The organism is Streptomyces sp. NPDC049915, from assembly GCF_040656475.1.
Classification (GTDB): domain Bacteria; phylum Actinomycetota; class Actinomycetes; order Streptomycetales; family Streptomycetaceae; genus Streptomyces.
This window is the reverse complement of the sequence record NZ_JBFAMH010000013.1, coordinates 18,969-44,891: the sequence shown is the minus strand read 5'-3', so window position 1 is coordinate 44,891 and position 25,923 is coordinate 18,969. Positions and strand designations below refer to the sequence as shown.

The following is a 25,923-nucleotide window of genomic DNA, read 5'->3' as shown; positions in this document are numbered from 1 at the left end:
CCCTCTGGAGTCACCCCGCCATGCAGGCACAAGAGAACAACTCGCAGGCGGGGTCGCTGGTCGGGGCCGAGTTCGAGGTCGAGATCGGCCCCGTCGCCCACGGCGGTCACTGCATCGCCCGCACGTCCGAGGGCCAGGTCCTCTTCGTCCGGCACACGCTGCCGGGCGAGCGGGTCGTGGCCCGGGTGACCGAGGGCGAGGAGGGCGCGCGGTTTTTGCGTGCGGACGCCGTGGAGATCCTCGAGGCCTCCAAGGACCGCATCGAGGCGCCGTGCCCCTTCGCCGGTCCGGGCCGCTGCGGCGGTTGCGACTGGCAGCACGCCAAGCCCGGCGCCCAGCGGCGGCTGAAGGGCGAGGTGATCGCCGAGCAGCTGGAGCGGCTCGCGGGGCTGACGCCCGAGGAGGCCGGCTGGGACGGCACGGTGGTCCCGGCCGAGGGCGACAAGCTGCCCGCCGGCCAGGTCCCGCAGTGGCGCACGCGCGTGCAGTACGCCGTCGACGCCGAGGGCCACGCCGGTCTGCGCCGCCACCGCTCGCACGAGGTCGAGCGCATCGACCACTGCATGATCGCGGCCGAGGGTGTCAGCGAGCTGGGCGTGGAGCAGCGCGACTGGTCGGGCATGGAGTCGGTGGAGGCGATCGCGGCGACGGGTTCGCAGGACCGCCAGGTGATCCTCACCCCGCGCCCGGGCGGCCGCCTGCCCCTGGTCGAACTGGACCGTCCGGTCTCGGTGATGCGCGTGGACGAGAAGGACGGCGGCGTACACCGCGTCCACGGCCGCCCCTTCGTGCGCGAGCGCGCCGACGACCGCACCTACCGGGTCGGCAGCGGCGGCTTCTGGCAGGTCCACCCGAAGGCCGCCGACACCCTCGTCACCGCGGTCATGCAGGGCCTGCTGCCCCGCAAGGGCGACATGGCCCTGGACCTGTACTGCGGCGTCGGCCTCTTCGCCGGCGCCCTGGCCGACCGCCTCGGCGAGCAGGGCGCGGTCCTCGGCATCGAGTCCGGCAAGCGCGCCGTCGAGGACGCCCGGCACAACCTCGCCGACTTCCCCCGGGTCCGCATCGAACAGGGCAAGGTCGAGTCGGTCCTGCCGCGCACCGGCATCACGGAGGTCGACCTCATCGTCCTGGACCCCCCGAGGGCCGGCGCCGGCCGCCAGACGGTCGCCCACCTCTCCTCCCTGGGCGCCCGCCGCATCGCCTACGTCGCCTGCGACCCCGCTGCGCTGGCCCGGGACCTGGCGTACTTCCGGGACGGGGGGTACCGGGTGCGGACGCTGCGGGCGTTCGATCTGTTTCCGATGACGTCGCACGTGGAGTGCGTGGCTATTCTCGAGCCCGCCCACAAGGGCTCCTGACCTGCTCTTTTACGGATGAGGTCGGTCTTGGCGGGTTGGGTCGACCTGTTTGCGTGGGTGCAACGGGTGGAGCACGCCGCATGCCGTACGACCGCCTCTGACCTGCTGTTCCGGTCATTGCCGGGAAGACGGGCGTGTGGTGCCCTCGGTCGTCGCCGGGGCCGCGTAGGGCGGCGCTGACGCTCATGTGACGCTCGCGCTGATGAGGCGGCAGGTCCTGGCGCGGGCCCTGGGACACAGCCATGTCCGCGGAGGCGCTCCTGCCTGCCTTCAAGACGGGTTGCCGGGCAAGGACGTGGTGCGGCTCGGGCGGCGCCAACGGCATCGGTGCCGCCCGTCCGCAAGCCTTATGTGTCTTTCTCACTTGTTGACCAGGGCCAGGTTGTAGAGACCGTCCATGGGCGTGCAGCTCCTCCAGCGCGGGTATGAAACCGCAGGTCAGGGCCCTCTCCTCCGGGAGGATCCGCCCAGCTCGTGACAGCTGTGCCATAGCGGGTGATACGGCGAGCCCGCCGGATCTGGCAGGACATCTGTGCGGAGCCGTGAGACGACGAAGCCGCACCGGAGCGCTCCGGTGCGGCTTCCGGCCGTGAGATCGGCTGCACTGGCACGCACCATGCGGTCGGCGGCCTTACGCGGTCCTTGTTCCTGTGCTGCTCTCGGAGGAGCGCCTGATTTGCGAGCGCACCCGCCCACCCGTCATGCCCGGGAGCGATCGGTGGTCGTGTCGCCTGCTGCCTCATCACTTACCGGGCGAGTCGGAGGAGGGCCTGGGTGTGGGTCTTTCCTCGGGCTCGGCAGTGGTCGTAGTAGGTGCGGGAGGCGGGGTCGTGGAGGGCGGCGAACGGGGAGAGGAACATCGCGCGTGTGAGCTGTCGGTTCCCTGGGGGCGCGTTCGCCGTGGATGGAGGTCCCCGAGGATTTGGTGGCCGGTGCGAGGCCGGCGTAGGAGGCCAGGTGGGCGGCGCTCGGGAAGCTGCTGCCGTCGCCGGCCATGACAGGGCAGCGCACTACAACACCTCGCCGGGGGCTGTGTGCTGAGCTCCTGGTGCACGTCCAGGCAGCGCGGCTGGACATTGGGCTGCCGCGGATCCTGTGTCGTATGGTCTGATGTCGCGGTCGCCCAACGTCCGCTACGGATCTCACGGAACCCGGCGGCGCCGCCGGTACGGCCGAAAGATCTGAACCAGTACCGGGAATCAGGCTGCGACGAGCTCCTGCCCGCGGTCCGGCGTCTTGACCTTGGGCTTCTTGTTAGGCAGCGAGAGCCGGAAGACCTTGTGCCACGCGGAGAACACCTGCTTGGGCAGCGGCCCGGTGACGTACTCCAGCTCGTACTTCTCGAACAGCGCGCGCACCTTCACCGCGACCTCGGCGTACCGGTTGCTCGGCAGGTCCGGGAACAGGTGGTGCTCGATCTGGTGCGACAGGTTGCCGGTCATGAAGTGCATGGCCCTGCTGCCGCTGATGTTCGCCGAGCCCATCATCTGGCGCAGGTACCACTGGCCGCGCGTTTCACCCCTGATCGACCGGCGCTCGAAGACCTGCACGCCCTCGGGGAAGTGCCCGCACATGATCACCGAGTGGGACCAGATGTTGCGGACCAGGTTCGCGGTGAACGTTGCGGCGAGCGTGGGGAGGAACGACGGGCCCGACAGCAGCGGGTGGATCACGTAGTCCTTGAGCACCTGCTTGCGGATCTTGCGGCCCACGGCCTTGGCCCGCGCGCGGAACTCCGGGTTCTTGCGGCGGCGCTTGTGCAGGTTCTTGCCGAGCTCCAGGTCGTACGCTGCGATGCCGTACTCGAAGAAGCAGGCGTTGAGGAAGTTCCACAGCGGCTGTCCGAGGTGGAACGGGTGCCACTTCTGGTCCTCGTCGACACGCATGATGCCGTAGCCGAGGTCGTTGTCCTTGCCGATCACGTTGGTGTACGTGTGGTGCAGCTCGTTGTGCGAGTGCTTCCACTGGTCGGCCGGTGAGACGTGATCCCACTCCCAGGTGGTGGAGTGGATCTTCGGGTCCCGCATCCAGTCCCACTGGCCGTGCAGGACGTTGTGGCCGATCTCCATGTTGTCCATGATCTTCGCCACGGACAGCCCGGCGGTGCCGATCAGCCAGGCGGGCGGGAAGATCGAGAACAGCAGCACGCCCCTGCTGACCAGCTCGAGCTTGCGCTGCGCCGAGATGACCTTGCGGATGTAGGCGGCGTCTTTCTCGCCGCGGCCGGCGATCACCTCGTCGCGGATCGCGTCCAGCTCGCGGCCAAGCTCCTCGATCTGCTCCGCGGTCAGGTGGGCGGTGGGGTCGATGGCGGTCAAGGTGCTCCTACCGTTCGATGTCGCAGGGGCCCGCCGCGGCGGACACGCAGGTCTGGATGAGGACGCCCGGTTCGGCCTCGGTGATCTCACCGGTGCGCAGGTCGCGGACGGCGCCCGCCTTGAGCGGCGTGACGCAGCCGAAGCAGATGCCCATGCGGCACCCGGAGGGCATGAGCACGCCGGCCTCCTCGCCGATGTCCAGCAACGGCGTGGCGCCGTCCGCGTCGACGGTCCTGCCGGTGGCGCTGAACGTGACCTCGCCGCCGTCGCCGGCGACGAGGATGCCGGGGCGGAAACGTTCGGTGTGCAGGCGCTCTTGTACGCCGTGCTCGGTCCAGTGGTCTTCGGCGGCGTCGAGCAGGCCCGCGGGTCCGCAAGCCCACGTCTCGCGCTCGGCCCAGTCGGGCACGAGTTCGTCGAGACGGGCGATGTCGAGCATGCCGTCCGTGGCGGTGTGCACCTCGGTGAGCCGAAGCTTCTTGGCCGCGACCAGGTCGTGCAGTTCGTTGCGGAAGATCACGTCTTGCGGCCGTGGCGCGCAGTGGACCATGGCGACGTCGTCGAACTCGGTGTCGCGCAGCATGGCCATCACGGGCGTGATGCCGCTTCCGGCCGTCAGGTAGAGCACCTTGGCGGGCTTGGCCTGCGGCAGCACGAAGTCTCCGGTCGGCTGATCGAGCTGGATCAGCGTGCCCGGTTTCGCCCTGCGGACCAGGTGGTTGCTGACCTTGCCGTCCGGGATCGCCTTCACGGTGATCGTGACGCGGCCGTCCTGGCGGTTCGTCGGCGAAGTGAGGGAGTAGGCACGCCACAGGCGCACGCCGTCGACGTCGACCCCGATCCGCACGTACTGACCGGCTGTGTGGCCGCGCCAGCCCCGCCCCGGCCTGATCACGATGGTCGCGGCGGCACCCGTCTCGGGGTGCACGGCCTCGATGCGCCCACGCAGGTCAGCGCCCGCACGCAGTGGGCTGACCAGGTCGAGGTAGTCCGACGGCAGCAGTGGCGTCGTGACCATCTCCAGCAGTTTCCACGCCCTGCTGCGGAGGGCTGCACTCGTCATGACTCCAGCTTGCTGCGCCTCAAGGCGTAAAGTCCTGACCGCAGGACGTAAATCTGGTCGGCTGAATTGTTCGCAGGGAACAAAGACGTGAGCCATGCAATCCGGAGGGCCAGCGAACTGGCCCTGGACGAGACGACGGTCACCGCACTGAGGGCCGCGCTGAAGACCACCGCCGACGAGGTCGTCCAGGCGATCATCGACGAGGTCCCCTCCTACGCCAACGCCCTGTCGGGCCACATGGGCGCCACCATCCGCCGAGCCGTCCGCACCGCCCTGGGGCACTACCTGGACCTCGCGAGCGGGAACGCCACGGGCGGCGACGCCGGTGACGCAGCCTACGAGCTGGGCCGCGGCGAGGTGCGCGACGGCCGTTCGATGGACGCCCTGCTCAGCGCCTACCGCGTCGGCGCCCGCGTGGCCTGGCGATGCCTGGCAGCGGGTGCCGTACCCGCAGGTCTGCCCGCCGCCGAGGTGGCCAAGTTCGCCGAGCTGACCTTCGCCTACATCGACGAGCTCTCCGCCGCGAGCGCCGCGGGCCACGCGGACGAACTGGCCGCCCGGGGCAGGGCCCACGAGCGCCACCTGGAACACCTGGCTCGCGACCTCCTCGCCGGCGCGAGCCCGGACGTGTTGCTGGCCTCTGCTCAACGGGCCGGGTGGCAGCCTCCGGTTTCGGTGACCGCGGTCCTGCTGCCCGCCGCCCAGGCCCGGCCTGCCTACCGGGCGCTCGACCCGGGCACCCTCGTCCTCGACGATCTGCCGGACGCCACCGGTGTGCTGCTCGTCCCCGATGCCGACCGATCACATCTCTTGCGGCAGCTGACCGACCGCACCGCAGTGGTCGGCCCGGCCCGGCCATGGACTCGTGCGTCCGCCTCGTACGCACGAGCCGTACGCGCGCGCTCCCTCTCCTCTGATATTCGCGACACCGAGGATCATCTGCCCGAGCTGGTGCTGAGCGCCGACGTGGACGCGTTGGCAGACCTGCGTGCCCGAGCCCTCGCACCGTTGCACACCTTGCCTGTCGCGACCGCACGGCGGCTGGAGGAGACGTTGCGGGCGTGGCTGTTGCACCAGGGCAGGCGGGACGAGGTGGCGGCAGCGTTGTTCGTCCATCCCCAGACAGTCCGGTACCGGATGTCGCAGCTGCGGGAGCTGTTTCCGGATCTCGCATCGCCACACCGGGTCCTTGAACTGACGCTGGCGGTCGGTCTCCGGGTCAGCTGACGCGTACTTCGACCGTCCACGAACTCCCGGCGGACGCCGGCACCATGCGCGGGGTCACCCGCGAGCACCGCGTCCCCGTGGTCGACCTGGGGCGGCTCTCCCGTACCGGGCATGGGAAGGAAGAAGAACCCTGCTCTGCACCTGCGCGAGTACTACTGGGCGGGTCGCTCGTCTCCGCCGTGCGGTCCGTCATCTGCGCGGTCTCAGCAGCAGATGCCGTACGTCCACGCTCGACAGGGTCTGCGGGTCGCCCGTGAACGCGCGCAGCCGGACCCGGACCTTCGCGTTGTTGCGGGAGACGGGGAACGTGCCCTTGGGCGGTCGCAGTGCGTAGACGGCCGTGTCGTGCGCCGGCATGGTGGCCGGGCCGCGCACCACCGTCCAGTAGCGGCCCATGCCCTCGCCCGTGGTCAGCATGAAGTGGGGGGTGAGCGGGTGGTCGCCGGTGTTGGTCACGCGTACCGTCAGCAGCGACACCTTGCTCGGCGTCGCGTGCCGCACCTCGGTGACCCGCATCCGCAGCGGTGGCGTCCCCGTCGCCGCGACCAGGGCGCTCACCAGTGCCGGGGCCAGCAGCAGCGCGCCCGCCGCGGCCAGCGCCTGGCGGCGCCGCCGGCCGGCCGGCAGCCATCGGGGCCGCGGCTGCCAGGCGCCCGCGAACTCGGCGGCCGGCGCCGTCACCACGGCGGCCAGCCACAGCGGCGTCATCAGCAGGTAGTAGCCGTCCTGGGAGCGCGTCGCGAGATAGAACGCGCACCACGGCAGCACGGTGGCCGCGGGCCCGAGGCGGCGTACGAACAGCATGAACACCGCCAGCAGCCCGGCCAGCAGCAGCATGCTCGCGTGCCCGTACCAGTCCAGCCGGTCACTGCCGTCGGTCAGCAGCAGCGATACGACGTTCAGGCCCTGGCCGTGCAGCACCGCGCCCTGCGTGATCAGCAGCAGGATCCCCTCGAACCAGGTGCGCGGCTCGTGCACCACGAAGTACGTGTTGATCAGCAGCCAGGTGGCGAAGACGATCCCGAGCACCCGCAGCAGGAGCCGCCCGGCCTCGCGTCCGCCCAGCTCGCCGCGGCGCACCGCGTAGAGGCCGGCCAGCAGGAACGGTGTGAGGAACCACGGCAGTTGCTGGGCCGCGCAGGCCGCGCCCAGGCACGCGGCGCGGGCGATCCCGGCGGCGCCGAGCCGCCCGCCCTGTCCGATCCTCGGCCAGCGCACGACCACCGGGACCAGCAGCGCGAGGCCCAGTATCGCGGGGTAGCCGAGGCGGGCGTAGGACGGCAGGAAGCCGAAGCCGAGGCAGACCATCGTCGCCGCCGAACGCCACGGCACCGGCAGCATCCGCCACAGCGTGACCGCGGCCACCAGCAGCGCGGCCGTGGTGACCAGCGTCGCCGGGGTGCCGGAGTGGCCCAGCCACAGGAACGGCGCGGTGAGCAGCGGGGCCAGCGGGGGATAGCCGTACGTGTAGTCGTAGCCGCCGTCGACGGTGGGGGTGAGGGCGATGCCGGGGCCGAACAGCCAGGGCCAGGGCTGTCCGTAGACGGGGTGCCCGGCGACCAGCTCGCGGGCGGCCTGGGTGGTCAGTACGGCCTCGTCGGCGCCGTTGTGGTTCATCACCCAGGTGCACAGCGTGAGCGTCACCGCGGTCAGCAGGACGGCCACATCCAGGCGCGCCAAGGTGCGGTGACGCCGGGTCACCACGGTGAGCACCCCGCACGCCAGGATCGACGCGTAGCACGCCGTGATCACCAGGGCCACGGGGAGCCGGTGGGTCGCCGCCTGCGTCCACACGGTGCGGGTGCCGATGAAGAGGCTGATGGCGGCGAGCAGGGTGAGGACCCGGTGCCACTGCGCGGGCGGAGGCTGCTCGAGGTGGGCGGCCGGCGCCGGCCGCGGGCGGCGAGCGGGAGCAGCCGGCTGGGTGTATGCCATGTGCACGGCATGGAACGCTAAGAGCGCCCGGTGAACGGGGTGCGGCCGGAGGTGAAGATTCCGGTGTGACCCAGATGAGCGGTGGCAGTCCGGGAGGAAGTCGGCATACGGGACGGTGTGACCGGCTCGCCCGGTCGCGGACCGTGTCGCTGTTGGGCCGAACAGGTGACGTGGCGTAAGAATTGCCTGGTGCAGGAGATGAGTGCGAGTCGGAACGGGGGAACGGTGAACCGCTACGACGTCACCGATGAACAGTGGGAAGGGCTCGCCCAGGTCGTACCCCTGCGCGGCCGCGACTCCTGGCCGTCAGCGGTCAACCACCGCTCTCTGCCGGAGGCGGAGACGGAGATGCGACGCCGCTTCGTGGTGTTGCGGGTCAATGTCTTCGCGGACGCCCGTGAGGTCGCCGAGACCCTGATGGCCGGCATTCCGGTCCTCCTCGACCTGACCGGTGCGGAGACGGAGGTCGCCAAGCGCGTCCTCGACTTCTCCACCGGCGTGGTCTTCGGTCTGGCCAGCGGCATGCACCGCGTCGACCGCAACGTGTTCCTGCTCACCCCGCACGGCACGGAGGTCAGCGGGCTGATGGAGAACACGGGGTTGTCGGGGAGTTGACGGGCGCGTCCACGCCGCGCGTCCCTCGATAGGAGGAAGCTGACCCCGGCGTAACGGTTCGCTGGACGCGGGTGGGCCTAGCGTCCGCCGTATGGGCGTTTCTTCCGTTTCGTCGTTGTCCGCTTCCCGGGAGCCGGACGTGGTGAGGCCGGTGCGGCCGCGGGTCACCGAGGTGCGGCTGTCCGCCTTCGCCGTGCACCGGCGAGTCGTTCTGCCCCTGGACGGCGCGTTCACGCTGCTCGCCGGGCCCAGTGGAAGCGGCAAGTCGAGCGCGCTGTGCGCCTACACGGCACTCGCGCGGCTCGCCGCGGGCGCCGAACTCGAAGAGGTCTTCCCGGATCCGCTCTCCTGCGTGCCGGACCAGGCCCGGCCCGACGCCCAGCGGCGGCGCGGCTTCCGCATCGGCTGTACGGCCGACGGTCCCGTCGGCCCGGTACGGCTCGACCTCGCCGTACAGGCCGAGCCCGAACTGCGCGTCGTGGGGGAGCGCCTCACCGCCGGCGGGACCGTCCTGCTGGAGACCGCGCTCGTCGATCCCACGCGGCGCGCCGTGCAGGCCGCCTGGCACACCGCCGGCTCCGCCCCGGTGACGCGCGCCCCGCTGCCCGACGACCGGCTCGGGACCGCCCTGCTGCCGCTGCGCGTCGCCGGCAAGACGGACGGGCAGCGCCAGGTGCTGGCCGCCGCCGAGCAACTCCTCGTCGCACTGCGCTCGGTGTTCGCCTGCGACCCCCGCCCCTCCCGGATGCGGGCGCCCGTCCCGAACAGCTCCGGCCGGCTGCTCACCGGCTGCGACAACCTCGCCGACGTCCTGTGGCGCACCCGCGCCGAGTGCGGCCGCCGGCACGCGCTGCTCGTCGCCGCGCTGCGCGACGGCTGCGCCGTCCCCGCCACCGACGTGGTGGCCGAACTCCACAGCGACGGGACCGTGCGGGCCTGGCTGGAACGGGACGGCGGCGCCCCTACGGCGCTGGCCCGGCTCGGCGACGGCGAGTTGCGCTATCTCGCGCTGGCCCTGGTGCTGCTCACCGGGCCCGGCATTCTGGAGGTCGACCCGGTCGGCGAGGTGCCGTCCGCCCTGCAGGAACTCACCGTGCTCGCCGACGGATTCGACCGCTGCCTGGACCCACGGCAGCGCGCGGAGATCGCGCGGCTGGCGGTGCGGATGGGCGAGCGCGGCCATATGCGCTGCGTCGGCGCTGTGGCCGACGCCTCGTGGGCGGCGGGGATCGACGGCGTCACGGTGGTACACCTGGACCCGTGACGAAGCACCCGGATCTGGCGCAGTTGCAGCGCAGGCTGGCCGAGTTCGCGGCCGCCCGCAACTGGCAGCCGTACCACACGCCCAAGAACCTGGCGACCGCGCTGAGCGTGGAGGCCGCCGAACTGGTCGAGATCTTCCAGTGGTTGACGCCGGAGGAGTCGGCGGGGGTGATGGGCGACCCGGACACCGCCCACCGGGTCCGCGACGAGGTGGCCGACGTGCTCGCGTATCTGCTGCAACTATGCGAGGTGCTCGGCGTCGACCCGCTGACGGCTCTGGCGGAGAAGATCGAGCGGAACGAGCAGCGGTTCCCGGCGCCCGGGGGCGGGGACACAGGCGGAGACGACAACGGTGTTGGTGGCGGCTGACGTTGGACGAGATGCCTCCGCTTTCACTCTCCGCAGTCGTTCAGCCGCCCGAAATCGATTTGTTGTCCGCAGATTTCCGCCTTCCTCTGGCTTTTCGCCCCACATGCCTTCACGCTGGGTAGTGGACAAGGGAGTTCGGGCAGACGTGCGAGACACACGTCGGATCGTCACCGGGGGCGCGCATGGACGCGGTGAGGCTCATCCTGACGAGCAGACGGGCGCTGGCGGCGAGCAGTGATCCGTCGCGGACCCTGCGAGAGGTCTGGCAGGCGCAGGCCCTCGCCCAGGCGATCGGCAGCCGTCTCGCGGTCTCGGGTCCGCCCGAACTGCGCGGCGAGGCGCTGGGGCTGACGGAGCTGGCGGGGCGCGGCTGCGGAGTCCTGGACCCGCCCGACCTCGACCCGGGCGAATTACGCGCCGCTCAGCTCACCGCCCTGGACGACGCCCGGCAGACGCTGCTCGCGCTCGACGCCCTGCTCGCCGACGTCGGCATCGCCCTCGTCGGCATCGCCGGCGGGGCGGACGGCGAGGGCACGTACTGGCAGTGCATGGAGGCGATCGACGCGGCCGACGAATCGCGCGACCGCATCCACTGGATGCTCCGCAAACTGGCCACCCGCGAGGAGGCGTTACCGGAGCGGTGAACTGCCGCGGGCTGCGGAGCGCTGTGACGCTCGTTGTCCGTCCGCCGGTCCGCCGGTCCGCCGGACCGCCGGTCCGCCCACCTGGCGCCGGTGCCCCAATGGCAGTCGCCCCCGTCTATGGCCGCGGCGCCACGGCGGACGCCCCCGCCCCCGGCCACGGCGCCCGCGGCGAGCCCTGCCGTGCACCCGCACCCGCTCCCCGAGGGCTCAGCTCGCTTCCGGTTCCTCCCGGGGGATGCGTGAGGTGCCCGTCGCCGACTGGAGGTCCGCGTCGAGTGCCGACAGGTCCGCGTTCAGCGCCGCCATCAGCTCCTCCATCTGCTGCAGCAGCCGCTTCGGCCGGGCGACGCCCCGTACGGACTCATCGGACATGACGGCCTCCTCGGCCCACGGCCCCCCTCGCGGGGACCGGCGCGGTGGCGCGACGGCGGTCACCGCCGGCGCGGGCGCCGGGCGGTCCGGCTCCGCCCGAGCCGACGATCATCGCCACGCCCAGGCCACGGGGACCGGTGACAGGACCGGCGGCCGCGGTGTGGAGGATGGAGGGCATGGATCTTCGCATCTTCACCGAACCGCAGCAGGGCGCGACCTACGACACCCTCCTCACCGTGGCGAAGGCCACCGAGGACCTCGGTTTCGACGCCTTCTTCCGCTCCGATCACTATCTGAGGATGGGCGACACCGACGGGCTCCCCGGCCCCACGGACGCCTGGATCACCCTCGCCGGCCTCGCCCGCGAGACCCGCCGTATCCGACTCGGCACACTGATGACCGCGGCCACCTTCCGGCTGCCCGGTGTCCTCGCCATCCAGGTCGCCCAGGTCGACCAGATGTCCGGCGGCCGCGTCGAACTCGGCCTGGGAGCGGGCTGGTTCGAGGAGGAGCACACGGCGTACGGCATCCCCTTCCCGAAGGAGAAGTTCGGCCGCCTGGAGGAGCAGCTGGAGATCGTCACCGGCCTGTGGGGGACGCCGGAGGGCGACACCTTCGACTTCCACGGCACCCACTACGACCTCACCGACTCGCCCGCGCTGCCCAAGCCCGCGCAGGAGAAGATCCCGGTCCTCGTCGGCGGCCTCGGCGCCACCCGCACGCCGCGCCTGGCCGCCCGCTTCGCGGACGAGTTCAACGTCCCGTTCGCCTCGGTCGAGGACAGCGAGCGGCAGTTCGGCCGGGTGCGCGTCGCCGCCGAGGCGAGCGGCCGCAAGGGCGACGACCTCGTGTACTCCAACGCCCTCGTCGTCTGCGTCGGCCGCGACGACGCCGAGGTCGGCCGCCGTGCCGCCGCCATCGGCCGCGAGGTCGACGAGCTGAAGGCGAACGGCCTGGCCGGTTCCCCGGCCGAGGTCGTCGACAAGATCGGCCGGTACGCCGAGATCGGCTCGAGCCGCGTCTACCTCCAGGTGCTCGACCTGGCCGACCTGGACCACCTGGAGCTGATCTCGGCCCAGGTGCAGTCCCAGCTGTCGTAGGCCCCGCGCACCGCGCCCGTGACCGCCCCGGGGTTCGTGCCCGTCGCGGGCGGGCACGGGCCGCCCCGGGCCGGTTCCGCAACCGGCGGGCCGGGCCTGCGACCGGCGGGCCCGCGCGCACCGCCCGCGCGCACCGCCCGCGCGCACCGCCCGCGCGCACGGCCGGCGTGCACGGCTCGCCCGCATCGCCCGCCGCATCATCCGCCACACCGCCACACCGCCGCACCGCCGCACCGCCACACCGCCGCACCGCCGCACCGCCGCACCGCCGCACCGCCGGGGCCGAGCGGCCTCGGGCAGGGCTCGCCGCCCTCCTTTATGTCATCCGCATTTGCCTACAAGCTTTAGGCAGCTGCATACTCGTTGATGGCAGAAGAGAGGAAGGTCATGGCGCGTGCAGGACTGACAGCCGACCGTCTGATCCGGGCGGGTGCTGAACTCGCCGACGAGGTCGGCTTCGACCAGGTGACCGTCTCGGCGCTCGCCCGGCGTTTCGACGTCAAGGTCGCGAGCCTGTACTCGCACCTGAAGAACTCCCAGGACCTCAAGACCGGCATCGCCCTGCTCGCGCTGGGTGAACTCGCCGACCGGGCCGCCGACGCACTCGCCGGCCGGGCCGGCAAGGACGCCCTGACCGCCCTCGCCAACACCTACCGCGACTACGCCCGCGAGCACCCCGGCCGCTATGCCGCGACCCGCCTGCCCCTCGACCCCGACACCGCGTCCGCGAGCGCGGGCGTCCGGCACGCGCGGATGACCCGGGCGCTGCTGCGCGGCTACGACCTGACCGAACCCGACCAGACCCACGCGGTCCGGCTGCTGGGCAGCGTCTTCCACGGCTACGTCAGCCTCGAGCTGGGGGGTGGCTTCGCTCACAGCGCCCCCGACAGCCAGGAGAGCTGGGAACGCGTCCTGGACGCCCTCGACGCCCTGCTGCGGAACTGGCCCGCACCCGGAGGACCCCGATGACCGCCGACTGGATCACCACCCCCCTCACCGCCGCCCACCTGCGCGGCGCCCTCGAGCTGGAGCGCACCGCGCACGGGCTGCTGCCGCACCGCCTGCCCGCCCGTGCCCGCGCCCAGAACGACGACCCGCAGCTCGCCCTCGCCGAGTCGCAGCCCAGCGGCGTCCGCCTGGCCCTGCGCACCCGCGCCACCGCCGTCGAGCTGGACGTGCTGGCCACCAAGCGCGTCTACCGCGGCGCCCCGCCCCGCCCGCACGGCGTGTACGAGCTGCTCGTCGACGGCCGCCCGGCCGGCAGCGCCACCGCGGACGACGGCAACACCGTCACGATCGACCTGACCACCGGCGCCTCCGACATCCGCCCCGGCCCGGTGCGCACCCTGCGCTTCTCCGGTCTGCCCGACCGGGACAAGGACGTCGAGATCTGGCTGCCGCACAACGAGCACACCGAACTGGTCGCCCTGCGCACCGACGCCCCCGTCGAGCCGGCCCCCGACCGGGGCCGCCCCGTATGGCTGCACCACGGCAGCTCCATCAGCCACGGGTCCGACGCGGACGGACCGACCACCACCTGGCCGGCGCTCGCCGCCCGGCTCGCCGGAGTGGAGCTGATCAACCTCGGCTTCGGCGGCAGCGCGCTGCTCGACCCGTTCACCGCACGCGCGATCCGGGACACCCCCGCCGATCTGATCACCCTCAAGATCGGCATCAACCTGGTCAACGCCGACCTGATGCGCAGGCGCGCCTTCGGGCCGGCCGTCCACGGCTTCCTCGACACCGTCCGCGAGGGGCACCCGACGACACCGCTCACGGTCGTCTCCCCGCTGTACTGCCCGATGCACGAGGACACGCCAGGGCCCGGCGCCTTCGACTTCGCGGCGCTCGCCGAGGGGCGGCTGAACTTCCGCGCCACCGGCGACCCGGCGGAGGTCGCCGCCGGGAAACTGACCCTCACCGTCATCCGCGAGGAACTGTCCCGGATCGTCACCGAGCGCTCCGCCGAGGACCCGCACCTGCGCTACCTCGACGGCCGCGAGCTGTACGGCGAGGACGACCACGCCGAGCTGCCGCTGCCCGACGGGCTCCATCCCGACGGCGCCACCCACCGCCGTATCGGCACCCGGTTCGCGGACGTCCTGCACAGGACGCTCCCGGAGGTCGTGGCGAAAACCGGTGGCCCGGCCGCCTGACGGCCGGGAAACTCGCTCACATGTTCCTGACCATCAGCACCACCGGCACGGCGGAACGCCCGGCGACCGACCTCGGTTTCCTGCTGCACAAGCATCCCGAGAAGGCGCAGGCGTTCTCCACCTCCTACGGCACCGCGCACGTCCTCTACCCCGAGGCGGACGCCGAGCGCTGCACGGCGGCGCTGCTGCTGGAGGTCGATCCGGTGGCGCTGGTGCGGCGCGGCAAGGGCAAGGGCCGCGGCGGCGCACCCGACGCGGCCCTCGCGCAGTACGTCAACGACCGCCCGTACGCGGCGTCCTCGCTCCTCGCCGTCGCGCTGAGCAGCGTGTTCTCCAGCGCGATGCGCGGGGTGTGCACCGCCCGCCCCGAGCGCGCCGCCGAACCGTTGCCGTTGCGCATCGACGTACCCGCGCTGCCCGCCCGGGGAGGTCCGGCCCTGGTACGCGCACTCTTCGAGCCGCTCGGCTGGACGGTGAGCGCCGAACCGGTCGCCCTGGACAGCGAGTTCCCGGAGTGGGGCGACTCGCGCTACGTGCGTCTCGTCCTCCAGTCGCAGGCGCTGACCCTCTCCGCGGCGCTGCGGCACCTGTACGTCCTGCTGCCCGTGCTGGACGACGCCAAGCACTACTGGGTCTCCGCCGACGAGGTCGACAAGCTGCTGCGGGCCGGCGAGGGCTGGCTGCCCGGCCACCCGGAGCAGAAGCTGATCACCAGCCGTTTCCTGTCCCGCCGCTGGTCGCTCACCCGGCAGGCGATGGAACGGCTGGAGTTGGTGCGGCTCGCCGAGACCGACGACGCGGACGTCGAGGAGATCGACAACGCCGTCGCCGCGGAGACCGAGGAGGAGGAGAAGCCGACCCCGCTCGCCGTGCGGCGCCGCGACGCCATCACGGCCGTCCTGCACGAGACCGGAGCCGCCCGGGTGCTCGACCTCGGCTGCGGACAGGGCCAGTTGGTGCAGGCGCTGCTGAAGGACGCGCGGTTCACCGAGATCGTCGGCGTCGACGTGTCGGTGCGAGCGCTCACCATCGCCTCCCGGCGGCTGAAGCTGGACCGGATGGGTGAGCGGCAGGCGGCACGGGTCAAGCTGCTCCAGGGCTCCCTCGCCTACACCGACACCCGGCTCAAGGGCTACGACGCTGCCGTGCTCAGCGAGGTGATCGAGCACCTCGACCTGCCCCGGCTGCCCGCGCTGGAGTACGCGGTGTTCGGCTCCGCCCGCCCCCGCACGGTCGTCGTGACGACCCCGAACGTCGAGTACAACGTGCGCTGGGAGTCCCTCCCGGCCGGACATGTCCGGCACGGCGACCACCGCTTCGAGTGGACGCGCGAGGAGTTCCGAGCCTGGGCGCACGCGGTGGCCGAACGGCACGGCTACGACGTGGAGTTCCGCCCGGTGGGCCCGGACGACCCGGAGGTCGGCCCGCCCACCCAGATGGCCGTGTTCCTGAAGAAGACCGAGAAGACAGAGAAGACCGAGAAGCTCGACAAGGCCGAGAAGAGCGAGAAGGAGGCGAAGGCGGCATGACCGAGACCACCACCACCGAGGGCCGTGTGCTGCCCGTCACCGACCTCTCCCTCGTCGTCCTCGTCGGCGCCTCCGGCTCGGGCAAGTCGACCTTCGCCCGCCGCCACTTCAAGCCCACCGAGGTCATCTCCTCCGACTTCTGCCGCGGCCTGGTCTGTGACGACGAGAACGACCAGAGCGCGACCCGCGACGCCTTCGACGTCCTGCACTACATCGCCGGCAAGCGGCTCGCCGCCGGCCGCCGCACCGTCGTGGACGCCACCAGCGTCCAGCAGGACGCCCGACGGCAGCTGATCGACCTGGCCAAGCAGTACGACGTGCTGCCCATCGCCATCGTCCTCGACGTCCCCGAGGAGGTGTGCGCCGAGCGCAACGCGGCCCGTACCGACCGGGCCGACATGCCGCGCCGGGTCATCCAGCGGCACATCCGCGAACTGCGGCGCTCCCTGCGCCACCTGGAGCGCGAAGGCTTCCGCAAGGTGCACGTGCTGCGCGGCGTGGACCAGATCGAGCACGCCACGGTCGTCACCGAGAAGCGGTTCAACGACCTCACGCACCTCACCGGCCCGTTCGACATCGTCGGCGACATCCACGGCTGCTCGTCCGAACTGGAGGCGCTGCTCGGCAAGCTGGGCTATGCCGACGGCGTCCACCCGGAAGGCCGTACCGCCGTGTTCGTCGGCGACCTCGTCGACCGCGGCCCGGACAGCCCGGGCGTGCTGCGCCGTGTGATGTCCATGGTGAAGTCGGGCAACGCACTGTGCGTGCCGGGCAACCACGAGAACAAGTTCGGCCGCCACCTCAAGGGCCGCGCCGTCCAGCACACCCACGGCCTCGCCGAGACGATCGCCCAGATGGAGGGCGAGAGCGAGGAGTTCAAGGGCGAGGTACGGCAGTTCATCGAGGGCCTGGTCAGCCACTACGTCCTCGACGGCGGCCGGCTCGTCGTCTGCCACGCGGGTCTGCCGGAGAAGTACCACGGCCGCACCTCCGGCCGGGTCCGCTCGCACGCCCTGTACGGCGAGACCACCGGCGAGACCGACGAGTTCGGGCTGCCGGTGCGCTACCCGTGGGCCGAGGACTACCGCGGCCGGGCCGCCGTGGTCTACGGCCACACGCCCGTCCCGGAGGCCACCTGGCTCAACAACACCATCTGCCTGGACACCGGCGCCGTCTTCGGCGGCAAGCTGACCGCGCTGCGCTGGCCGGAGCGGGAGCTGGTCGACGTACGGGCCGAGCGGGTCTGGTACGAGCCGGTCAAGCCGCTGCGCGCCGAGGCGCCCGGTGGACACGACGGCCGGCCGCTGGACCTGGCCGACGTGCACGGACGCCGAGCGGTGGAGACCAGGCACGCCGGGCGGGTCGCCGTCCGGGAGGAGAACGCGGCCGCCGCGCTGGAGGTGATGAGCCGCTTCGCGACCGACCCGCGGCTGCTGCCGTACCTGCCGCCGACCATGGCACCCACCGCTACCAGCAAGGTGGAGGGCTACCTGGAGCACCCGGTGGAGGCGTTCGCGAGTTACGCGGCGGACGGGGTCGAGCGGGTCGTGTGCGAGGAGAAGCACATGGGCTCGCGGGCGGTCGCCCTGGTGTGCCGGGACGCGGAGGCGGCCCGCAAGCGGTTCGGCGTGGACGGACCGACCGGGTCCCTGTACACGCGGACCGGGCGGCCGTTCTTCAGCGACGAGTCGGTCACCGAGCAGATCCTCGGCCGGCTGCGCACGGCGATCGGCGAGGCCGGCCTGTGGAGCGAACTCGACACCGACTGGCTGCTGCTCGACGCCGAGCTCATGCCGTGGTCGCTGAAGGCCTCCGGGCTGCTGCGCTCGCAGTACGCGGCCGTCGGCGCCGCGTCGGGCGCGGTGTTCCCGGGCGTGCTGGCCGCGCTGGAGGGCGCCGCGGCCCGGGGCGTCGACGTGACCGGCCTGCTCGCCCGCCAGCGGGACCGGGCCGCCGATGCCGCCGCGTTCACCGAGGCGTACCGCCGCTACTGCTGGACCACCGACGGCCTGGACGGCGTGCGCCTGGCGCCGTTCCAGATCCTCGCCGTCCAGGGCCGCAGCCTCGCCGCGCTGCCGCACGACGAGCAGCTCGCCCTGCTCGACCAGCTGGTGGAGCACGACGGCACCGGTCTCCTCCAGACCACCCGGCGGCTGTACGTCGACACCGGCGACCCCGAGTCGGTGCAGGCGGGCGTCGACTGGTGGCTGGAGATGACCGGCCGCGGCGGCGAGGGCATGGTCGTCAAGCCGCTGGGCGCACTGGTGCGCGGCCCGGAGGGCCGGCTGGTGCAGCCCGGCATCAAGTGCCGCGGCCGCGAGTACCTGCGGATCATCTACGGTCCGGAGTACACCCGCCCGGGCCACCTGGCCCGGCTGCGGCAGCGGTTCCTCAACCACAAGCGGTCGCTGGCTTTGCGCGAGTACGCCCTGGGTCTGGAGGCCCTGGACCGGCTCGCGGAGGGCGAGCCGCTGTGGCGGGTGCACGAGGCGGTGTTCGGCGTGCTGGCACTGGAGTCGGAGCCGGTGGACCCCCGGCTCTGAGCCGTGTGCATCGCGGCGGCCGCGTTCTTCGGGTAAGGGGCTCCTCCGGGCCGCCCCGAACGGAGGTTCCCGGCCGCCCGGGCGATCGGTTCCGGCCAGGTCGTCCCCGGTGGGGCGGTCCTGGCCGGACATCATGACGCAAGTCCCGTTCGTCCCTGGTTAACCGCTGGTTGCCGTGCTAACTTCGCTGGTCGGTCAGGCAGGTGAACCGACTCAGGGGGAAAGTCGGTGAAGACAGGCGCGGGGTCGTTCGGACCCGAGGACGCATCCGGGCACGCGCAGGGCGTGGGCCTGCTGTTACATCTCACCGACGCGCTGTGCGAGCTGAGCTGCATGGAGGACGCCCAGGGGCGCGTCCAGTTCGCCGCCATCCTCGGTGACCACCTGCGCCGCCCGGTCGACCTCCGCGGCGTCAAACAGCGCGAGGACGTCGTGACCCTGGTGCGCGCCGCGCTGAACGTCGAGGGCGGCGAGCGCGTCCTGGTGGACATGGTGCGCGTCTTCGAGGGCGGCCCGGCCGGCGACCGGCTGGAGGGGCTGCTGGAACCCGCCGCCCCGCCGATCGAGGACGACCTGCTGCCCGGCCCGCTCACCCGCGTCGACGAGAACAGCGCACGCGCCGTCCTCGCCAAGGGCGAGCTGCCCGCCGGCCGGCTGCGCGACGACCTCGTCCAGGAACTCAACGGACTGTTCCTCCCCCTCGGCCTCACCCCCGACCAGCTCTTCGGCTACGTCCTGGAGTGCAACGCCCAGCCCGACGGCCTCCCGCCCGCCGTGCTCCTCCTCGACCGGGCCGCGGCCCTCGCCGCCACGCCCGCCCACCGCACCGCCCTGTCCGGCTGGGCCGGCGACTGGGCCCGCCGCGCCGGCCTCGCCGCACAGCTCGAACAGCGCCGCGGCGCCCGCCCCGCGGCGGCCGCCGACCCCGACATCCCGCGCTGTCTGATCGTCGCCGTGGAACCCGCCCGGGACGGCACCGGCGAGGTGCTGGTGCGCCCCTGGCTCAACACCGTCCCCGGCCACTGGGACCCACAGCCCTGCGAACCCGTCACCACCACCCTCGACGGCCTCGGCCCCGCCGTCGAAGCCGCCCTGCGGCAGGGCGCCCGGCTGTGGACCGTCCCGCCCGAGCCGCAGCCGAGCGGGCGCCGGCCCCCGCCGCCGTACGTGGAATTCGTCCTTCCGTACGACCTCCTCAACCACGATGTGGCCGCGCTGCCGTACCGGGTCGGCGACGGGCGCCCCCTCGCGCTCGGCACCCGGTACGGGATCCATCTGCGTTCCCTGGAGCGGATGCGCTCGCGCGACGGCATGGTGCGCGAGCAGTGGCAGCAGCGCTGGGACACCCTGCGGCAGGGCGGCGTCGGGGTGCACCACTGGAGCGAACCGGACGCCGAGCGGCTCGACGCGTGGCAGGCCGAACTCGCCGGGGAGACCTCCCACACGGCGGTCGTGCTGGACGCCCCGGACAGCGCGCCCGCGCTGGAGGCGCTCAAGGCCGCCATCGCGGAAGGGATAGGGCTGGCCGTCTGGGACTGCAGGGGAGTGTTCCCGGAGGAGCGGCGCGAAGTGGTGACCGCCGTGTTCGCCGCCGTGCCCACCCCCGCGCAGATCCCCGCCGTGGTCCACCGGCTGCGGCAGAGCGCCGCCCGGCACACCGAGGGGCCCGGCCGTCTGCTCGGCCGGCACATCGGCTTCTTCTGGGACGATCCGACCCGGCTCGTCGACCTTCAGACCCCCGATCCCGGCGATCTCGCCAGCGAGGAGGCACCGGCATGAGCGCGCAGGAGCACACGGCAGGCGGCGGCTGGCGCGTCTTCGACGCCACCGGGCGGCCCCGGGCCGCCCCGCCCCCCTTGCCGGAACCGCCGCCCTGGCGCCGGTTCCGCGGCGGCCCGCCGCAGCCGGCGCCGCCCGACGACCCCGAGGCCGCCCAGCGCCGCCTGGGCCCGCGCGACCTCGCCCCCCGGCTCGACGCCGACGAGATCGACGTCGTCAACGCCGCGCTGGTGCTGCGCAGGCCCCTGCTGATCACCGGCCCGCCCGGCGTCGGCAAGTCCACCCTCGCCTATCTGATCGCCCGCGAACTGGGCCTCGGCCGGGTGCTCGAATGGAACATCGTCAGCCGCACCACCCTCAAGGACGGCCTGTACGTCCATGACGCCATGGGCCGCGCCCAGGCGATCGCCGCCTGGCAGGCCGCACTGCCGGGCGCCGAATCCCGGCCCGAGCCAAGAGAGAGTCAACTCCCGCCGCGACTGGGTGACTTCGTCACCTTGGGGCCCCTGGGCACCGCCCTGCTGCCCTACGATCGTCCCCGGGTGCTGCTTGTCGACGAACTCGACAAGAGCGACATCGACCTGCCCAACGACCTGCTGCACGTCCTGGAGAACGGAAGCTATGACGTCCCGGAGCTGGTGCGCGACGCCGCCGACACGGCACGCGTCCACACCAGCGACCCCGGAGGCCGCGCCGACGTGCGACACGGGCGCGTGGAGTGCCGGGAGTTCCCGGTCGTGGTGATCACCAGCAACGGGGAACGTGAGTTTCCGGCCGCTTTCCGGCGCCGGTGCCTGCCCCTGGAGATGCGCCCACCCGGCCGCGAACGGCTGCTGGCGATGATCGAGGGGCACCTCGGCACCCGGCCCGAGGGCGCCGAGGAGCTGGTGGAGGAGTTCGTCCAGCGCGTCCAGGCGGGTGGCACCCACAGCCTCGATCAGCTACTCAACGCTGTCCAGATGACTACGGCGGGTGGTTTCCAGACGGATGGTGACGGGCGTAAGCTCGTCGAAACGCTGCTCCGCGACCTCGCGAAGGGCCGCTGAATTGACCGGTAGGGAGCGCGCATCCGGACTGGGCGACGGCGGACCCGTCACGGGGTGGTCGTCGCCTCCTTCGGCGTTCCCCGAACCGGAGCCCTCCCTGCCGCACTGGCAGGAGATCGCCGACGCGGTGTGGCTCGCCGCGCACTGGGCCCGGCACGACCCGGGCCCCGCTCCCAGCGCGGACGCCGGTACCCGCCCGGACACACCCACGGACGCGGCGGCACCGGCCGAACGGCCCCCGCTCACCCCGCCCGACGAAGACCTCGCCCCCGACGTGCCCTCCGCGCTCCCGCACCATCCGCCCCCGTCCACGCAGCCCGAGAGCGACCCCGTTCCCGGGCCCGTGACCGGCGAAGCGGTCCGCGCCGCCTGGCTGTTACCCGACCCCGCCGGCACCCGCACGCTGCACCTCGGCCGCCCGCTGCTGCCCGCCGACGAGCCGCCCCAGCCCGGACCCGGCAGGGCCACCGCCCTGCTCGCCCGCGCCCTGCACCGGCTCGCCCGCCGCATCCCATCCCGCGACACCCTCGAACTCGACGAGGAGACCACCGCCGAACAGGGAGTCGTGGACGGTTTGTGGCTGCCCTTCCTGCGCCCCGCCCGCACCTGCGCCTTCGACCTGGTCCTCCTCGTGGACGCCGCGCCGACCATGCGGATCTGGGAGGACCCCGTCGCCCGCCTCGCCGAGGCCGCCGAACACAGCGGCGCCTTCCGCGGGGTGCGCACCGTCCGCGTCACCGTCCCCCGCACCGGCACCGCCACCCTGCGCTGGCCCACCGGGCGGGAGGCCGCCGACCCGGCCGAACTCCTCGACGGCCGCGGCGGCCGCGTCTTCCTCCTCGTCACCGACGGACTCGCCCACGGCTGGGCCGCGACCGCCGCCGACACCCTGCTCGGCCGCCTCGCGCACGCGGGCCCCACCGCCGTCGTCCACCTGCTGCCGCCCCACCTGCGCCACCGCACCTCCCTCAACCCCTACGACGCCACGCTGGAGGCCGGCGGCTTCGGCGCCGCCAACGCCTCGCTGCGGCACTGGGCGCCACCCGGCGGCCCCGACCCGCTGCGGCCGCTGCCCGCCGCCGGCGACGGCGCCGTCCCCGTGCCCCTGCTCTCCCTGCGGCACGGCTCGATCGCCGCCTGGGCCGACCTCGTCACCGGTGAACGCGGAGTGCGCCGCGCGCTGCCCGTCGTCCTGGCCGGCACCCTCAGCAAAGGCGCGCCCGCCCCCGGACTGCGCGCGCCGCGCTTCCCGCGCGCCGCGGCCGCCGCCGTACGCCGGTTCCTCACCCTCGCCACCCCCGCCGCCCGCGCCCTGGCCGCCCAACTAGCCGCCATTCCCTTCGACTTCGACCTCGTGGAGCAACTGCGCCGGCGCACCATGCCGGAGACCCGCCCCGACCACCTCGCCGAGATCCTCATGGGCGGACTGATCGACTGGGACCGCGATGACGACCACCCCGAGTTCGCCGACGGGGTGCGCGAGGCGCTGCTCGCCACCACCACCCGCTCCCAACTCGCCCGGACCGTCAGCGTGGTGGGCGACCTGCCCGCCGCGGGGGAGCGGGGCGTGGCGCTGCGTGCCGCGCTGCGCGACCCCGGGGGCGCCAGGCTGCCCGACCCGGCCGCCCGAGGCTGGGCCCGCAGCGAACTCGCCGTCATGCGGGCGCTGGCCGGGCCGTACGGCGAGCGCGCCCGGCGCATCGAGCCGCAGCTGTCCCCCTACGGCGACCGGCCGTCCGGCGGCCGGGCGTTCGGCGACGCCGGTTCGGCTGAACGGGTGGGCACCGGTTTGTCGAATGCTTCACCCACAGCGGTGAACCAGGGGGACGCGGTGCTCGCTCCCCCGGGTCCGGAAGGCAGTGATCCAGCGTCGACCGAACCCGAGACCGCTGGAGACCACGTGAGCCTGGTGACCGACGCTACCCAACCACAAGCCCCGGAGGCTGAACCGCTCATGCAGAGCACCACGACCGCGACGCCGGCCCTCCTGGTGAACGTTCCGCTCAGGAACACCTCGTTCGTCGGCCGCCGGGTGCTGCTCAGGGCCGTGGAGGAGCAGCTCAGCGCCCAGGACACGACGGCCGTGCTGCCCAACGCGCTGCACGGCCTGGGCGGTGTCGGCAAATCCCAGCTGGCGCTGGAGTACATCTACACCCACCAGCACGACTACAAGGTGATCTGCTGGATCCCCGCCGAGCGGGAGAGCCTCATCCTGGCCGCGCTGGCCAGCCTCGCCGCCCAGCTGGGCGTTGCGCCCACCGGACAGGACAGCGCCGCCGCCCCTGCCGCCAACACCGCCGTGCCGGCCGTCCTGGAGGCCCTGCGCACGGGCAAGCCGTACGACAACTGGCTGCTCGTCTTCGACAACGCCGAGGACATCGACAAGGTCCGCAACTACTTCCCGACCAACGGCCCCGGAAAGGTCATCGTCACCTCCCGGAACCGCGGCTGGGAGCGGGTGGCGACCTCGCTGCCGGTGAACGTCTTCGAACGCGCGGAATCCGTCGAGCTGCTGCAGAAGCGCTCGCCGGACCTGAGCAACGAGGACGCCGAGCGTCTCGCCGAGGCCCTCGGCGACCTGCCGCTCGCCGTCGAGCAGGCCGGCGCCTGGCGGGCGGTGACCGGCATGCAGGTCGACGAGTACCTGGACGCCCTCGCCCAGCGCAGCCCCGAGATCCTCGAACTCGACCCGTCGCCCGACTACCCGGTCTCCGTCGCGGCCGCCTGGAACATCTCCCTGGACCGGATCAAGGAGAAGAACCCCGGAGCCCGGCAACTCCTCGACATCTGCGCCAGCATGGCCCCCGAGCCGATCCCGCGCTCCATGCTGCGCGGCAGCCGCGGGGTGAGCATCACCTCCGAGGTCGACCCGCTGCTGCGCGAGTCGATCAAACTGAACCGCGCCATCCGCGACCTGAGCCAGTTCTCACTGATCAGGGTCGACCCCCGCTCCGACACGCTCCAGATGCACCGCCTGCTGCAGACCGTGCTCCTGGCCAAGCTGGGAGTCGATGAGCGCGAGCAGATGCGCGACGCGGCCCACCAGTTGCTGTCGGCCGCCAAGCCCGGCCAGCCCGGCTCGTCCCTCGAATGGCGCGCGTACCAGGCGCTGCTGCCGCACGTGCTCGCCTCGCAGGCCGTGACCAGCACCGACGACTATGTGCGCGACCTGGTCGCCGACACTGTGTGGTTCCTCTACTACTGGGGCGACCACGAAGGCGCCGCCGCGCTCGCCCGGCAGGCGTGGACGGCCTGGGTGGCCGCCTCCGGCGAGGAGGACATCCAGGTCATCCGGATGGTGAAGTGCTTCGCGTGGCTGCTGCGCCAGATCGGCGAGGTCGGCGAGTCCATCCCGCTCACCGAGCGGGCCCTGGAGATCTCCCGGCGCATCGACGCCGAGCCGGAGGTCCTGATCGACTCCCTGTGCGAGATGGCCGACGCCTACGGCTACCAGGGCCGCGTCTCCGAGGCCCGGGACGTGGCGAAGGAGGCGTACGAGCTGGCCCGCTCCCTGTTCGGCACCGACGACCCCATCACCCTGCGCGCCACCCACTCCTACGGCGTGGAGCTGCGGCTGTGCGGGAAGTTCCAGGAGGCGCTGGCCCTGGACCAGGAGAACGCCCGGCTGCGCGACCTGCTGTTCGGACCGGCGAGCTTCTACACCCTCAACACCCTCAACGCGCTCTCCATCGACATGCGTGAGGGCGGCGACTATCCCGGCGCCCGCGACTTCCAGGAGGACGTGCACCGGCGGGCGCGCGACACCATGGGCGAGGAGCATCCGCTCACCCTGCGCATCGCGCGCAACCTCGCGGTGTGCCGGCGCCGCGACGGGGCGCTCGGCGACGCGGCGGAGCTGGCCGGTCAGACCCTGCGCCGGTTCACCAACCGCTACGGGCAGGACCACTTCGACGCGCTCGCGACGGCGACCAACGTCTCCGTCGACCTGCGCCTCGCCGGTGACCTGGACGGCTCCCGGAAGCTCGCCGAGGTCACCCTGCTGCGCTACGAGCAGCGGCTCGGCAAGAACCACGCCTACACCCTGCTGACCAAGGCCAACCTGGCCGCCACGCTGCGGGCGCTGGGCGCGCTCGACGAGGCGCAGGAACTGGAGGACGACGCGGCGCTGCGGCTGGCGGAGACGGTCGGGCCGCGCCATGTCACGACCCTGACCGTCGCCATCGGCCAGGCCAACACGGCGTACGCGGGACTGGACTTCGAGCGGGCGCGCGAGATCGACGAGGCCAACCTGCCGCTGCTCACCGAGGTCGCGGGGGAGACGCACCCGCTGACCCTGTCCTGCACCGCCAACCTCGCGCTGGACCTGCGGGGCCTGGGCCGCGGCCGGGAGGCGGACGAACTGGAACGTAAGGCGGTCGACGGCTTCTCCGGCGGCGTGGTCCGCCCCGACCACCCCTGGCTCCAGGCGGCCCGCAAACGCCGCCGCATCGAGTGCGACATGGCCCCGATGCCGCTGTAGCCTGCCGGCGGCGTCAGTGGGGGTCTTGCGATCTCCGGCTCTTCCCGACCGGGGCCGGCTTCCGGGATCCCGGTTGGGGCCGGCCTTCGCCGTCCCGGTTGGGCCTGGCCTCGCGGGCCCGCC

General features: G+C 72.7%; 18 protein-coding genes and 1 pseudogene. 14 read left to right on the top strand and 5 right to left on the bottom strand.

Annotation, left to right across the window (positions count from 1 at the left end; translation table 11 throughout):
* Nucleotides 1-20 precede the first annotated feature (20 nt).
* Complete coding sequence (locus tag AB0J12_RS22790) at nt 21-1,361, top strand: TRAM domain-containing protein (protein ID WP_363266187.1); 1,341 nt, start codon at nt 21-23, stop codon at nt 1,359-1,361.
* Between the two features lie 749 nt (nt 1,362-2,110).
* On the opposite strand, the pseudogene AB0J12_RS22785 reads toward AB0J12_RS22790, so the two are convergent.
* The 3 genes and pseudogenes from AB0J12_RS22785 to AB0J12_RS22775 all read right to left on the bottom strand — a co-directional run.
* A pseudogene (locus AB0J12_RS22785) lies at nt 2,111-2,351 on the bottom strand (transposase); the annotation flags it as partial.
* Between the two features lie 209 nt (nt 2,352-2,560).
* Nucleotides 2,561-3,679 (bottom strand): acyl-CoA desaturase, encoded by a 1,119-nt coding sequence (locus AB0J12_RS22780; RefSeq protein ID WP_363266186.1) that lies wholly within the window; start codon nt 3,677-3,679, stop codon nt 2,561-2,563.
* A 7-nt stretch (nt 3,680-3,686) separates the two neighbouring features.
* Nucleotides 3,687-4,697: a ferredoxin reductase gene (locus AB0J12_RS22775; protein ID WP_363266311.1), complete on the bottom strand. Its 1,011-nt coding sequence runs from the start codon at nt 4,695-4,697 to the stop codon at nt 3,687-3,689.
* A 132-nt stretch (nt 4,698-4,829) separates the two neighbouring features.
* Between AB0J12_RS22775 and AB0J12_RS22770 the strand changes: the two genes are divergently transcribed.
* A complete protein-coding gene (locus AB0J12_RS22770) occupies nt 4,830-5,969 on the top strand; it encodes a helix-turn-helix domain-containing protein (RefSeq protein WP_361788964.1) in 1,140 nt (379 codons plus the stop codon).
* Nucleotides 5,970-6,158: 189 nt separating this feature from the next.
* Here AB0J12_RS22770 and AB0J12_RS22765 read toward each other — a convergent pair whose 3' ends face one another.
* Nucleotides 6,159-7,904, bottom strand: a complete 1,746-nt coding sequence (locus tag AB0J12_RS22765; protein ID WP_363266185.1) for a hypothetical protein — start codon at nt 7,902-7,904, stop codon at nt 6,159-6,161.
* 198 nt (nt 7,905-8,102) lie between these two features.
* Between AB0J12_RS22765 and AB0J12_RS22760 the strand changes: the two genes are divergently transcribed.
* The 4 genes from AB0J12_RS22760 to AB0J12_RS22745 all read left to right on the top strand — a co-directional run bounded on the left by AB0J12_RS22760 (nt 8,103) and on the right by AB0J12_RS22745 (nt 10,795).
* Entirely contained in the window at nt 8,103-8,519 is a 417-nt protein-coding gene (locus AB0J12_RS22760) for a cell division protein SepF (RefSeq protein WP_363266184.1), read from the top strand.
* 91 nt (nt 8,520-8,610) lie between these two features.
* Nucleotides 8,611-9,783 (top strand): ATP-binding protein, encoded by a 1,173-nt coding sequence (locus AB0J12_RS22755; protein ID WP_363266183.1) that lies wholly within the window; start codon nt 8,611-8,613, stop codon nt 9,781-9,783.
* Nucleotides 9,780-10,151, top strand: coding sequence for a nucleotide pyrophosphohydrolase (locus tag AB0J12_RS22750; protein WP_363266182.1), 372 nt, complete (start codon nt 9,780-9,782; stop codon nt 10,149-10,151). The genes AB0J12_RS22755 and AB0J12_RS22750 overlap by 4 nt, the downstream gene beginning before the upstream one ends.
* 182 nt (nt 10,152-10,333) lie before the next feature.
* On the top strand, nt 10,334-10,795 hold the full coding sequence (locus tag AB0J12_RS22745) for a DUF6099 family protein (protein ID WP_363266181.1): 462 nt from the start codon (nt 10,334-10,336) through the stop codon (nt 10,793-10,795).
* A 207-nt stretch (nt 10,796-11,002) separates the two neighbouring features.
* Here AB0J12_RS22745 and AB0J12_RS22740 read toward each other — a convergent pair whose 3' ends face one another.
* Nucleotides 11,003-11,167 (bottom strand): hypothetical protein, encoded by a 165-nt coding sequence (locus AB0J12_RS22740; RefSeq protein ID WP_363266180.1) that lies wholly within the window; start codon nt 11,165-11,167, stop codon nt 11,003-11,005.
* A 176-nt stretch (nt 11,168-11,343) separates the two neighbouring features.
* Here AB0J12_RS22740 and AB0J12_RS22735 point away from each other — a divergent pair, with 176 nt between their 5' ends.
* From AB0J12_RS22735 to fxsT, 8 genes are all read left to right on the top strand, one after another.
* Nucleotides 11,344-12,267 carry an LLM class F420-dependent oxidoreductase gene (locus AB0J12_RS22735; RefSeq protein ID WP_363266179.1) on the top strand — a complete coding sequence of 308 codons (924 nt, stop codon included), beginning with the start codon at nt 11,344-11,346 and terminating at the stop codon, nt 12,265-12,267.
* A gap of 387 nt (nt 12,268-12,654) precedes the next feature.
* The gene (locus AB0J12_RS22730) at nt 12,655-13,236 is read left to right on the top strand and encodes a TetR/AcrR family transcriptional regulator (protein ID WP_363266178.1); all 582 of its coding nucleotides are present in this window, start codon (nt 12,655-12,657) and stop codon (nt 13,234-13,236) included.
* On the top strand, nt 13,233-14,423 hold the full coding sequence (locus AB0J12_RS22725; RefSeq protein WP_363266177.1) for an SGNH/GDSL hydrolase family protein: 1,191 nt from the start codon (nt 13,233-13,235) through the stop codon (nt 14,421-14,423). The genes AB0J12_RS22730 and AB0J12_RS22725 overlap by 4 nt, the downstream gene beginning before the upstream one ends.
* Before the next feature lie 20 nt (nt 14,424-14,443).
* On the top strand, nt 14,444-15,952 hold the full coding sequence (locus AB0J12_RS22720) for a 3' terminal RNA ribose 2'-O-methyltransferase Hen1 (protein WP_363266176.1): 1,509 nt from the start codon (nt 14,444-14,446) through the stop codon (nt 15,950-15,952).
* Entirely contained in the window at nt 15,949-18,495 is a 2,547-nt protein-coding gene (locus tag AB0J12_RS22715) for a polynucleotide kinase-phosphatase (protein WP_363266175.1), read from the top strand. Before AB0J12_RS22720 ends, AB0J12_RS22715 begins: the two co-directional genes overlap by 4 nt.
* A gap of 228 nt (nt 18,496-18,723) precedes the next feature.
* The gene (locus AB0J12_RS22710) at nt 18,724-20,274 is read left to right on the top strand and encodes a hypothetical protein (RefSeq protein ID WP_363266174.1); all 1,551 of its coding nucleotides are present in this window, start codon (nt 18,724-18,726) and stop codon (nt 20,272-20,274) included.
* Nucleotides 20,271-21,320 (top strand): MoxR family ATPase, encoded by a 1,050-nt coding sequence (locus AB0J12_RS22705; protein WP_363266173.1) that lies wholly within the window; start codon nt 20,271-20,273, stop codon nt 21,318-21,320. Before AB0J12_RS22710 ends, AB0J12_RS22705 begins: the two co-directional genes overlap by 4 nt.
* Nucleotide 21,321: 1 nt before the next feature.
* Nucleotides 21,322-25,800 carry an FxSxx-COOH system tetratricopeptide repeat protein gene (gene fxsT / locus AB0J12_RS22700; protein WP_363266172.1) on the top strand — a complete coding sequence of 1,493 codons (4,479 nt, stop codon included), beginning with the start codon at nt 21,322-21,324 and terminating at the stop codon, nt 25,798-25,800.
* Nucleotides 25,801-25,923 lie beyond the last annotated feature (123 nt).